10 protein-coding genes and 1 riboswitch are annotated in these 11,305 nt (G+C 65.7%); of the genes, 9 read left to right on the top strand and 1 reads right to left on the bottom strand.

Features of this window, described 5'->3' with window-relative positions; translation table 11 throughout:
- Positions 1-73 precede the first annotated feature (73 nt).
- Positions 74-154: riboswitch (S-adenosyl-L-homocysteine riboswitch) on the top strand.
- A gap of 131 nt (positions 155-285) precedes the next feature.
- From ahcY to AC07XB_RS21590, 5 genes are all read left to right on the top strand, one after another.
- Positions 286-1,719, top strand: a complete 1,434-nt coding sequence (ahcY, locus tag AC07XB_RS21570) for an adenosylhomocysteinase (protein ID WP_043343154.1) — start codon at positions 286-288, stop codon at positions 1,717-1,719.
- Between the two features lie 129 nt (positions 1,720-1,848).
- The gene (locus AC07XB_RS21575) at positions 1,849-2,202 is read left to right on the top strand and encodes a phage holin family protein (protein ID WP_150989950.1); all 354 of its coding nucleotides are present in this window, start codon (positions 1,849-1,851) and stop codon (positions 2,200-2,202) included.
- A 62-nt stretch (positions 2,203-2,264) separates the two neighbouring features.
- Positions 2,265-3,095 (top strand): methylenetetrahydrofolate reductase [NAD(P)H], encoded by an 831-nt coding sequence (metF, locus tag AC07XB_RS21580; protein WP_416050300.1) that lies wholly within the window; start codon positions 2,265-2,267, stop codon positions 3,093-3,095.
- A gap of 16 nt (positions 3,096-3,111) precedes the next feature.
- The gene (locus AC07XB_RS21585; protein WP_492830346.1) at positions 3,112-3,474 is read left to right on the top strand and encodes a TfoX/Sxy family protein; all 363 of its coding nucleotides are present in this window, start codon (positions 3,112-3,114) and stop codon (positions 3,472-3,474) included.
- A gap of 31 nt (positions 3,475-3,505) precedes the next feature.
- A complete protein-coding gene (locus AC07XB_RS21590) occupies positions 3,506-4,276 on the top strand; it encodes a Mut7-C RNAse domain-containing protein (RefSeq protein ID WP_492373948.1) in 771 nt (256 codons plus the stop codon).
- A gap of 960 nt (positions 4,277-5,236) precedes the next feature.
- Here AC07XB_RS21590 and AC07XB_RS21595 read toward each other — a convergent pair.
- Positions 5,237-5,845 (bottom strand): 5-formyltetrahydrofolate cyclo-ligase, encoded by a 609-nt coding sequence (locus AC07XB_RS21595; RefSeq protein WP_492830348.1) that lies wholly within the window; start codon positions 5,843-5,845, stop codon positions 5,237-5,239.
- Between the two features lie 96 nt (positions 5,846-5,941).
- Here AC07XB_RS21595 and AC07XB_RS21600 point away from each other — a divergent pair, with 96 nt between their 5' ends.
- The 4 genes from AC07XB_RS21600 to AC07XB_RS21615 all read left to right on the top strand — a co-directional run bounded on the left by AC07XB_RS21600 (position 5,942) and on the right by AC07XB_RS21615 (position 11,170).
- Positions 5,942-7,894 (top strand): lytic transglycosylase domain-containing protein, encoded by a 1,953-nt coding sequence (locus AC07XB_RS21600; RefSeq protein WP_492830350.1) that lies wholly within the window; start codon positions 5,942-5,944, stop codon positions 7,892-7,894.
- A gap of 105 nt (positions 7,895-7,999) precedes the next feature.
- Positions 8,000-9,025 (top strand): complex I NDUFA9 subunit family protein, encoded by a 1,026-nt coding sequence (locus AC07XB_RS21605; protein WP_492815214.1) that lies wholly within the window; start codon positions 8,000-8,002, stop codon positions 9,023-9,025.
- Between the two features lie 211 nt (positions 9,026-9,236).
- Positions 9,237-9,926 carry a glutathione S-transferase family protein gene (locus AC07XB_RS21610; RefSeq protein WP_492830352.1) on the top strand — a complete coding sequence of 230 codons (690 nt, stop codon included), beginning with the start codon at positions 9,237-9,239 and terminating at the stop codon, positions 9,924-9,926.
- An 8-nt stretch (positions 9,927-9,934) separates the two neighbouring features.
- Entirely contained in the window at positions 9,935-11,170 is a 1,236-nt protein-coding gene (locus AC07XB_RS21615; RefSeq protein ID WP_492373953.1) for a multifunctional CCA addition/repair protein, read from the top strand.
- Positions 11,171-11,305: the final 135 nt, after the last annotated feature.

Raw genomic sequence — 11,305 nt, forward strand, 5'->3', positions numbered from 1 at the left:
TGCTGGGCCGGCGGTCAAGAAAAATTCATGGCGGTGGCGGTGCCAAGCGTGCCGGGGCAGGCTACAATACCGCCACTCCGAGGAGCGTTGCAACGAATGGGCCTTATTGTGCCATTCGCCAGGCTCGGACTGTCTTCAACGGCGCTCGCTGATCCGTGGCATACACACGGAGGCGAGTCGACCTATCCGCCCGTTATGCAAAGGCCTTGGTTTTCACCATCCTTGCATGGCGCGGCCGTATTCCCCGCACTCGTCCTTCGTCGCCACTCTTCATCGGAGTGAAACATGAACGCAGTGACTGACCTGAAGAACGATTACCTCGTGGCCGACCTGGGCCTCGCCGGCTGGGGCCGCAAGGAAATCGCCATCGCCGAAACCGAAATGCCCGGCCTGATGGCCATCCGCGACGAGTACGCTGCCGCCCAGCCCCTGAAGGGCGCGCGCATCGCCGGCTCGCTGCACATGACCATCCAGACCGCCGTGCTGATCGAGACGCTGGTGGCGCTTGGCGCCGACGTGCGCTGGGCATCGTGCAACATCTTCTCGACCCAGGACCACGCTGCCGCGGCCATCGCCGCTTCGGGCACGCCGGTGTTCGCCTTCAAGGGCGAATCGCTGAAGGAATACTGGGACTTCACCCACCGCATCTTCGACTGGAAGGATGGCGGCACCCCCAACATGATCCTGGACGACGGCGGCGATGCCACGCTGCTGCTGCACCTGGGCGCCCGCGCCGAGAAGGACGCATCGCTGATCGCCAACCCGGGCAGCGAGGAAGAAACCTTCCTGTTCGCCGCGATCAAGGAAAAGCTGGCCAAGGACCCGTCCTGGTACAGCCGTAACCTGGATGCCATCAAGGGCGTGACCGAGGAAACCACCACGGGCGTGCACCGCCTGTACCAGATGGCGCAAAAGGGCGAGCTCAAGTTCCCCGCCATCAACGTCAACGACTCGGTGACCAAGAGCAAGTTCGACAACCTGTATGGCTGCCGTGAATCGCTGGTGGACGGCATCAAGCGCGCCACCGACGTGATGATCGCCGGCAAGGTTGCGCTGGTGGCCGGCTACGGCGACGTGGGCAAGGGCAGCGCGCAGGCACTGCGTGCCCTGTCGGCCCAGGTGTGGGTGACCGAGGTCGACCCGATCTGCGCACTGCAGGCCGCGATGGAAGGCTACCGCGTGGTGACCATGGAATACGCTGCCGACAAGGCCGACATCTTCGTCACCTGCACCGGTAACTACCACGTCATCACCCATGACCACATGGCCAAGATGAAGGACCAGGCCATCGTCTGCAACATCGGCCACTTTGACAACGAGATCGACATCGCCTCGCTGGAAAAGTATGAGTGGGACGAGATCAAGCCGCAGGTCGACCACGTGGTGTTCCCCGCCGTTGGCGATCAACCCAGCAAGAAGATCATCATCCTGGCCAAGGGCCGCCTGGTGAACCTGGGCTGCGGCACGGGCCACCCGTCGTACGTGATGAGCAGCTCGTTCGCCAACCAGACCATCGCCCAGATCGAGCTGTGGCAGGAACGCGAAAGCGGCAAGTACCCGGTCGGCGTCTACACGCTGCCCAAGCACCTGGACGAAAAGGTCGCGCGCCTGCAGCTCAAGAAGCTTAACGCGCAACTGTCCGAGCTGACCGAGCAGCAAGCCGCCTACATCGGCGTGAGCAAGCAAGGCCCGTACAAGGCCGATCACTACCGCTATTGATCTGCCGGTGGCCGGCGGCTGATCTGCGTTTGATCAACCGCCGGTTCGTCAGCCCGCGGCGCCCGCGCGCAGCGGACGCCGTGCCCCGAATCTGCCCCGAATCCGTTTTACCCAAGCGAAGGAGTCGTCATGAGATTGTTGGCCGTCTGGATCATCAACGCCGCCGCGCTGTTCCTGGTGGGCAGCCTGATCGATGGGATTCATCTTGGCGGCTTCGGCTCGGCCATGATCGCCGCGCTGGTGCTCGGCCTGGTGAATACCTTGATCCGCCCGATCCTGGTGATCCTGACCTTGCCGGTGACGCTGCTGACGCTTGGCCTGTTCATCTTCGTGATCAACGCGCTGCTGTTCCTGTTCGTGGGCAAGCTGCTGGCCGGTTTCGTGGTCACCGGCTTTGGCGCGGCCCTGCTTGGCTCGATCCTCTACAGCGTGATCTCCTGGGCCCTGTCGAGCGTGCTGCTCGGCGAACGCCGCAGCGCCTGACGCCGTCCGGCGTCCCATGCCAATTTTTCAGCGCGCCGCGCCATAGGCGGCGCGCCACCATCATGCAAGACCGCTACTTCAGCTTTGAATTCTTCCCGCCCAAGACGGCGGAGGGCGCCGAGAAGCTGCGCAACACGCGTGCGCAGCTCGCTCCGCTGCAGCCCAAGTTCATCTCGGTGACCTTCGGTGCCGGCGGCACCACCCAGCAGGGCACGCTGGACGCCGTGCTGGAGATCCAGCGCGAAGGCATCGAGGCCGCGCCGCACTTGTCGTGCGTGGGGTCCTCGCGCGAGAGCATCCGCAATATCCTCAAGACCTACCGTGACGGCGGCATCCGCCATATCGTCGCGCTGCGCGGCGACATGCCGTCGGGCATGGGCGAGATCGGCGAGTTCCGCTATGCCAACGAGCTGGTGGAGTTCATCCGCGCCGAGACCGGCGACTGGTTCAACATTGAGGTGGCGGCTTATCCCGAGTACCACCCGCAGGCCAAGTCGCCCCGCCACGATCTCGAGAACTTCGTGCGCAAGGTCAAGGCCGGCGCCGACTCGGCCATCACCCAGTACTTCTTCAACGCCGATGCGTACTTCCGTTTCGTCGAGGACGTGCGCGCCATGGGTGTGGACGTACCGATCGTGCCGGGCATCATGCCGATCACCAATTCCTCGCAGCTGATGCGCTTCTCCGAGATGTGCGGTGCCGAAGTGCCGCGCTGGGTGGCCAAGCGGCTGGAAGGCTTCGGCGATGACCGCGAATCGATCCGCGCCTTTGGCCTGGATGTGGTCACCGCGCTGTGCGAGCGCCTGCTTGCGGCCGGCGTGCCGGGGCTGCATTTCTACACGCTCAACACAGCCAGCGCGACCAAAGCCATCTGGCAGCGCCTGAAGCTCTGAGGCATCCGCCCGCGCCATGCCAGCCCGCCGCCCCGATCCCTTCATCGACCATCTGCTCGAACTGCTGGGGCCGCTAGCGGCGCGCATCGGCCCGATCACCACGCGCCGCATGTTTGGCGGCCACGCCCTGTACTACGACGGCCTGGTGTTCGCGCTGGTGCTGGGCGGGCGCTGCTACCTGAAAGTGGACGACCAGACGCGCGGGGGCTTCGAGGCCGAGGGCGGCGAGCCGTTCCGCTACAGCCGCAACGGCCGCGAGATCTCCATGCAGCATTACCTGAGCGCTCCACCAGCCTGCCTGGAGTCGGCCGAGTCCATGACAGCCTGGGCGCGGCTTTCCGTGGAATCCACGCTGCGGCTGGCCAACCAAGCGGGCTGAGGCGCTGCCGGGCGGTGGCATACTTTGGCCCATGGCCACCGACCCTGCCACCGTCACCGCCACGTTTCGTTTCTACGAGGAACTGAACGATTTCCTGCCGCGCGCGCAGCGCGGCCGGGATTGCGTGTGCGCCTGCGCGCGCGCCGCCACCGTCAAGCACATGATCGAAGCGCTGGGCGTGCCGCACACCGAAGTGGAGCTGATCCTGGTGAACGGCGAGTCATGCGGCTTCGAGCGCCTGCTGCAGGATGGCGACCGCGTCTCGGTCTATCCCCAGTTCGAAGCCTTCGACGTCACACCGCTGCTGCGCGTGCGCGCCGAGCCGCTGCGCGCGACCCGCTTTGTTGCCGACGCCCACCTGGGCGGGCTGGCGCACCTGCTGCGCCTGACCGGCTTCGACACGCTTTACGACAACCATTACGCCGATAGCGAGATCGAAGCCATCGCCATGCGCGAAGGCCGCATCGTGCTCACGCGGGACCGCGAGCTGCTCAAGCGGCGCGGGGTCACCCATGGCTGCTACGTGCGCGCCATCAAGGCCACACCGCAACTACGGGAGATTTTCGCGCGGCTCGACCTGGCCCGTAGCGCGCGGCCGTTCTCGCTGTGCCTGGACTGCAATGTGCCGCTACGGGCGATCGACAAAACCGAGGTCGACGGCCGCGTGCCGCCGGGCGTGCTTGCGCGCCAGGAGCGGTTCGTGACTTGCGATTGCTGCCAGCGAGTGTTTTGGGAGGGATCGCATTGGCGGCATATGCGGGATTTGGTGGATGAGTTGGTGCCTGTGGGGCGTTGTTTGTAGTTGGTGGCTTGTTTTTTTGGGGTGTGGTCGCTGTTTTTTTTAGCGGCGTTGGTTTTTGGACCCAAGGGCCATACGACATCCCCCTGCGGGGGCTGCCGGTCACTTTTCTTTGACCGGCAAAGAAAACTAACGAAAAGAAAGCCGCCCTGCCGGGGGCAGAGCAATAAGGCTTATGTGGGGCAGTGGTTGCGTCGTACGGCCCGGAGTGTTGGCTAGCGTGCCTTACCGGCTCAAAGGGCATCGAACTTGCATGACCCAATGGTCACGTGGTGCAGCCCCTGACCTCGTGTGCGGTGACCACTCCCACATCTGCCGCTCGCGGCGCGAAGTGCTGCGCCGTTTCGGGTGTGGCTGGTTTCGTGGTTTTGTCTCGGAGGACGAGCGCCGTGGGTGTGAGCGCGGCCCTAGCGAACGGGCGAACGGGCCACGGTGCCCACCACGAAACCCTGGACGCTAAGAGCAAGACGCAGATAGAGCCGGTACGGCAGGGCATCAAATGGCCGAGCGCCCGCCGCCAGAGACAAAACCACGAAACCACCAGGGCAGGCAGGATCGTGGCGCTACGCACCGCGAACGGCAGATGCCCAAACGCGCACCGAGCAAAGCGATCAGGGGCACCACCACGTGACCATAGGGTCATGCCGTAGCGATGTCCTTCAAGTCGGTATGGCAAAGCTCAGCCAACACTCTGGGCCGTACGACGTAACCGCCGAGGCCGAACAGCCTTATTGCTCTGCTCCCGGCAGGGCGGCTTTCTTTTCGTTAGTTTTCTTTGCCGGTCAAAGAAAAGTGACCGGCAGCCCCCGTAGGGGGATGTCGTATGGCTTTTGGGTGCAAAAACTAACACCGATCAAAGAAACAGCGACCAACCCCGCAGGGGGATGTCGTATGGCTTTTGGGTTCAAAAACCAACACCGATCAAAGAAACAGCGACCACCCCCCAATAACATCCCATATCCCTCAAAACACCCCCCCCTCACTAACCACCCAATCCATCGGCAAATCATGCTCCTGCGGCACCAACGCAATCCGGCAGGCCTCATGCCCGATGCCGATCGCCACCGGCGCGTTCCCGCTGGCGGCCAGCGCCGCCAGCGTGCGGTCGTAGAACCCGCCGCCATAGCCCAGGCGGAACTTATCCCCGCTGAAACCGACACATGGAATCAGCAGGACGTCTGGCAGCAAGGGCGGCGTGCCATCGGGCACGGGAATGCCGTAATGCCCGGCAACCATCGGCGTGGCCGGTTCCCACTGGTGGAAATCCAGCGGCGCGCCCGGCCGGCTTACCACCGGCAGGGCCGCTTGCCGCGCGGGGGCGCCGGCCAGCCAGCGCGAGACCACGCCACGGGCGTCGAACTCCTGCTGGATCGGCCAGTAGAAGCCCAGGCGATGCACGGGCAAGCGCTCCAGCAGGGCGGCCAGCGCGGCTTCGATGCCGGCGTCGGCGACGGGGCGCTGCGGCAATGCGCCGCGCAGCGCCAGCAACTGGCGCCGCAGTGCCGCTCGCGGCACGCTGGAGTCGGGCTTTCCGGGCGCGCCGGAGGGGCTGCGAACGTCGTCGCTTGGCATGGCTGCGTGGGATAATGTCTGCTGTTGACCCAACATTGCACGGTCGGATGCACGCCCTCGAAAGGTGTTGTCCGGCCGTCACAACAAGGAAGAAGAATGCCGAAGGGAGTATATCCGCAGCGTGTGGCCAAGGCCGCCCTGGCGGCGATCGCGTGCGCAGTGCTTGCCACGCCGGTATTTGCGCAGAAACGGCCCCAGCCGCAACCCCAATCGCAGTCGCTCGCTATCCCGAGCAACCCCGACGACGCTTTCGTGGCGCTGCGCGACGCCGCGCGTAAAAACGACGTGGCACGCACCGACGCCATCTCGGCCACGCTGGTGGACTACCCGATCTCGTCTTACGTCGAGTACTTCCGCATCAAGCCGCAGATGTTCGACGCCAGCGGCCTGGCCCGCATCGACGCCCCTGACGACCAGGTGCGTGCCTTCCTGCAGCGCTACAAGGGCGAGGCCATTGCCGACCGCATGCGCAACGACTGGCTGCTGGTGCTGGGCAAGAAGCGCGACTGGGCCAATTTCGACGCCGAATACCCGCAGTTCGTGCTCAAGGACGATACGCAGGTCGAGTGCTACGCGTTGCTGTCGCGCGCGCTCAAGGGCCAGAACGTGGCGGCGGACGCACGCGCGGCGCTGAGCGATCCGCGCTACTACGGCGAAGGCTGTGTCGACCTGATCGGCTACCTGGCCCAAAGCAGGCAGATCGAGCCGAGCGACGTGGCCTTCCAGGCACGCCAGGCGCTGGAACAGAACTATGTGACGCTGGCCGGGCGCATCGCCGCCACCGCGCCGGACGCGCGCGGCGACAGCAACACGCTCGCCACCGTGGTCAAGATGGCGCGCAACGATCCCTCCCAGGCCGCGGCCTACCTGAGCGCCAACGCCGGCAGCTTGTCGCGCGACGAGCAGGGCGCCAGCTGGGGCGTGGTCGGCCAGTACGCCGCCAAGAAGCTTGCACCCGAGGCGGCCGGCTACTACCGCCGCCAGATGGACCTGGGTGGTAACCAGTGGCTGTCCGACGAAACGCAGGAATGGCGCGTGCGCGCCGCACTGCGCCAGGGCGACTGGAAGCAGGTGCGCCAGGCAGTGGAGCTGATGCGCCCCGAGCTGCGCGCCAAGGATCCGGCCTGGACGTACTGGTACGGGCGCGCGCTCAAGGCGGACAACCGCGGCGCCGAGGCCGAGAAGCAGTTCCAGTCGATCGCCGGCCAGTTCAACTTCTACGGCCAGCTGGCCAGCGAGGAACTGGGCAACCGCATCGTGCTGCCGGCACGCACGCAGGTCAGCGATGCCGAGGTCAATGCCATGCGCACCCGCCCGGGCTTCCTGCGCGCGCAGAAGTTCTATGACCTGAACCTGCGCTTCGAAGGCAATCGTGAATGGAACTGGGAACTGCGCGGCATGACCGACCGCCAGCTGCTGGCCGCCGCCGACTACGCCCGCCGCATCGAACTGCTGGACCGCGCCGTGAACACCGCGGACCGCACCCAGGCCGAGCATGACTTCTCGCTGCGCTTCCTGATGCCGTACCGCGACATCATGCAGCGCGCCACCGATGACGTGGGCTTGGATATGGCGTGGGCCTATGGGCTGGTGCGCCAGGAGTCGCGCTTCATCATGAACGCGCGCTCGTCCGCCGGCGCCCATGGCCTGATGCAGGTGATGCCGGCGACCGCCAAGTGGGTTGCGCGCAAGATCGGCATGACCGACTTCTCGCCCTCGATGATGAGCGATCCCAATATCAACATCCAGCTCGGCACCAACTATATGAGCATGGTGCTGACTGACCTGGACAGCTCTTGGACGCTGGCTTCGGCCGCCTACAACGCCGGCCCGGGCCGTCCCAAGAACTGGCGCTCCAGCTTGCCGCGCCAGGTCGAGGGCGCGATCTTCGCCGAGACCATTCCGTTCTCGGAGACCCGGACCTATGTGAAGAATGTGCTGTCGAACGCCACGTACTATGCTGCATTGATGAGCGGCCGGCCGCAGTCGCTCAAGGATCGCCTGGGCGTGGTGTCGCCGTCGCAGATCACCACCACCAGCCTGCCTTGAGGTTTTAACGCCTTCAAGGCAGCGCGGTCTGCAGGCCAATGCGGTAGCCGGCGCGTGCTCCAGCCCTGGAGCGTGCGCCAGTCGTCCCTTGCCGCGGAGAGATCCATGCAGACCAGCAACGTTCTAGTGATCGGAGGGGCCGGCTTTGTCGGCAGCCACCTGGTAGCCCGCCTGGCAGGTGTTGCCACCGCGTCGGCCACGCCGCTGGAGCCGGGCACCGTCGTGGAGCCGCCTCTGGACCCTGAGCGCATCGTGGCCGCTACCCGCGACGCCGAGCATGCGCAGCACCTGCTGCTGTTGCCGCGCGTCGAGGTGATCGAGCTGGACGTGAGGAACGATGTTGCGCTGAACACCGCCATTGGCACGCTGGGCACCGACGGCGTCGTGGTGAACCTGGTCGGCATTCTCCATGGCGAACGCGCCGAGCCCTACGGCGCGGCTTTTGCCGCCGCCCACGTAGACCTCGTGCGGCGCATTGTCGAGTCTTGCCGCAGCACTGGCGTGCGCAGGCTGTTGCACATGAGCGCGCTGGGCGCCGATAGCGCCGGCCCGTCGATGTACCTGCGCAGCAAGGGCGACGGCGAGCGCGTGGTGCGCGAGAGCGCTCTGGACTGGACCATCTTCCGTCCGTCCGTGATATTCGGCCCCGACGACCATTTCCTCAATCTGTTCGCCCATATGCAGCAACTGGCGCCCGTAGTGCCGCTCGCCTGCGCGCATGCCAGGTTCCAGCCGGTGTACGTGGAGGACGTGGCGCAGGTCATGGTCAACGCCATGGCGACGCGGGACACTATCGGCCGCGCCTACGACCTGGCGGGGCCGCAGGTCTATACGCTGGAGGCGCTGGTGCGTTTTGCGGGCCGCGCCAGCGGCCACCCGCGCCCGGTCCTGCACCTGCCCGACGCCCTGGCCCGCGTGCAGGCAGCCATCCTCGAATACATGCCGGGCGCGCCGGTGATGTCGCGCGACAACCTGGACTCCATGCGGCTCGACAATGTCATGCGGGGGCCGATCGCGCCCGAGCTTGGGCTGGGCCAGCCGGTGGGGCTGGAGGTGGTGATGACCGATGTGCTGGCGGGCCGTGGGCACGAGAGCCAGATGCTGGGACTGCGGCGCAGCGGGTATCGTTGAGCGGCAGGCTGCCCGGCCGGGTTTTGCCCTTCGCATGTGACCAGGATTCACATCGCTGCGAGCGTAATTCGCTTGGAGGCGCTTGGCGCGGCTGGCTACAATGGTTCGCTCGCCGGCGTGCGCTTGCGTGCGCACGCTTCGCGCTTCGCGCTGCGGGCTTGCCCCGGCCCCGCGCGCGCGCTCCCCCACGTTTTCCTGCAAGGATTTTGCGATGAAGCTCGTCATCGGCAACAAGAATTACTCTTCCTGGTCGCTGCGCCCCTGGCTGCTGATGCGGCAGGCTGGCATTGCGTTCGAAGAGGTCAAGGTACGCTTGTTCGTGGCCGGGTTTGAGCAAGCGGTTGCGAAGCACTCGCCCACTGGCAAGGTGCCGGTGCTGGTCGATGGCGATGTCTCGGTGTGGGACTCGCTGTCGATTGCCGAATACCTGGCCGAGTCCTTTCCCGAGAAGCGGCTCTGGCCGGCCGACCGTGCCGAGCGTGCGCATGCGCGCTCGATCTGCGCGGAGATGCATTCTGGCTTCGGCAACCTGCGCAGCCAGCTGCCGATGAACGTCACCGCGGTGCTGCCCGGCATGGGCTGGAACGTGGCGGTGCAGCGCGATGTGGACCGTGTCGCCGCGATCTGGTCGGACCTGCGCGCGCGCCATGCTGCCGCCGGGCCGTTCCTGTTTGGCGCGTTCACCATTGCCGACGCATTTTTCGCGCCGGTCGTCAGCCGCTTTGCCACTTATGGCATCCACCTGCCGGAGGCCGCCAAGCAATATGCGGACTTTATCCTGGCGCTGCCGGCCATGCAGGCGTGGATCGCCGATGCCCGTGAGGAGCGCGATTTCCTCGCCTCCGACGAGCCCTACCGCCTCACCCCCGATCGCGCCGATGCGGTCGTGATCAACCATTGAGCTCGTCCATGCAGGTGTATGCCGTAGGCGGCGCCATTCGCGACGCCCTGCTGGGCTTGTCGAGCCAGGACCGCGACTATGTGGTGGTGGGCGCAACCCCGGCCGAGATGGAAGCCCAGGGCTATAAGCCGGTAGGCAAGGATTTCCCCGTTTTCCTCCATCCCAGGACCCGGGAGGAATACGCGCTGGCCCGCACTGAGCGCAAGACCGCGGCAGGATACAAGGGCTTTTCGTTCTATTGCGCGCCGGACGTGACGCTGGAAGACGACCTGGTGCGGCGCGACCTCACCATCAACGCCATGGCGCAGGCGGTGGGCGATGACGGCGCGCTCACGGGCCCTGTGATCGATCCCTATGGCGGGCAGCGCGACCTTGCCGCACGGCTGTTTCGCCATGTGTCGGACGCCTTCGCCGAAGACCCGGTGCGGATCCTGCGCGTGGCGCGCTTCGCCGCGCGTTTCATTGATTTCACGGTAGCCCCCGAGACGCTGGTGCTGATGCGCCGGATGGTGGAAGCCGGCGAGGTCGACGCACTGGTGGCCGAACGCGTCTGGCAGGAACTCGCGCGCGGCCTGATGGAGGCACGGCCCTCGCGCATGTTCGAAGTGCTGCGCGAATGCGGGGCGCTGGCGCGGCTGCTGCCCGAGCTGGACCGGCTATGGGGCGTGCCGCAGCGGGCCGACTACCACCCGGAGGTGGATACCGGCGTGCACGTGATGATGGTCGTGGATACCGCCGCCGCGATGGGCACCTCGCTGCCGGTGCGCTTTGCCGCGCTGATGCACGACCTGGGCAAGGGCACCACGCCCGAGGATGTGCTGCCCCGTCATATCGGGCACGAGCAGCGCAGCGTGGCATTGCTGGAGGCGGTTTGCAAGCGGTTACGCGTGCCGACTGACTGCCGTGACCTGGCTGTGGTGGTGGCGCGCGAGCATGGCAATATCCATCGCTCCGAGGCGTTTGGCGCGGCTGCGCTGACGCGATTGCTGGAGCGGTGCGATGCGTTGCGCAAGCCGGCGCGGTTTGCTGAAGTGCTGCAGGCATGCGAGGCGGATGCGCGGGGACGGCTTGGGTTTGAGGACCGGGAGTATCCGCAGACGGCGCGGTTGATGATGGCGCTGGAGGCGGCGGCTTCGGTGGACGCCGGGGCCGTGGCGCGGGAGTGTGCTGGGGATCCTGGGTTGATCAAGGATCGGGTGCATGCTGCGCGGGTGGCGGCAGTGGAGGTTAATTTGGGAGGGTAGGGGTTTAACTGCAACTTCAGCTGCTTAACTGCTTAACTGCTTAACTGCAAAGTCAAAGGCAGTTTCACCTCCCCTGCGGGGAGGCGACCTACTTTCTTGTCTCGCCAAGAAAGTAGGCAAAGAAGCGACCCGGAT

Source organism: Cupriavidus sp. GW821-FHT02F09, assembly GCF_059421605.1.

Bases quoted from the DNA above. Each gene is read 5' to 3' on its own strand.
- AC07XB_RS21605 (WP_492815214.1), top strand. From the start codon at position 8,000: ATGCAGACCAGCAACGTTCTAGTGATCGGAGGGGCCGGCTTTGTCGGC.
- AC07XB_RS21610 (WP_492830352.1), top strand. From the start codon at position 9,237: ATGAAGCTCGTCATCGGCAACAAGAATTACTCTTCCTGGTCGCTGCGC.
- AC07XB_RS21600 (WP_492830350.1), top strand. From the start codon at position 5,942: ATGCCGAAGGGAGTATATCCGCAGCGTGTGGCCAAGGCCGCCCTGGCG.
- AC07XB_RS21590 (WP_492373948.1), top strand. From the start codon at position 3,506: ATGGCCACCGACCCTGCCACCGTCACCGCCACGTTTCGTTTCTACGAG.
- AC07XB_RS21595 (WP_492830348.1), bottom strand. From the start codon at position 5,845: ATGCCAAGCGACGACGTTCGCAGCCCCTCCGGCGCGCCCGGAAAGCCC.
- metF (WP_416050300.1), top strand. From the start codon at position 2,265: ATGCAAGACCGCTACTTCAGCTTTGAATTCTTCCCGCCCAAGACGGCG.
- ahcY (WP_043343154.1), top strand. From the start codon at position 286: ATGAACGCAGTGACTGACCTGAAGAACGATTACCTCGTGGCCGACCTG.
- AC07XB_RS21575 (WP_150989950.1), top strand. From the start codon at position 1,849: ATGAGATTGTTGGCCGTCTGGATCATCAACGCCGCCGCGCTGTTCCTG.
- AC07XB_RS21585 (WP_492830346.1), top strand. From the start codon at position 3,112: ATGCCAGCCCGCCGCCCCGATCCCTTCATCGACCATCTGCTCGAACTG.
- AC07XB_RS21615 (WP_492373953.1), top strand. From the start codon at position 9,935: ATGCAGGTGTATGCCGTAGGCGGCGCCATTCGCGACGCCCTGCTGGGC.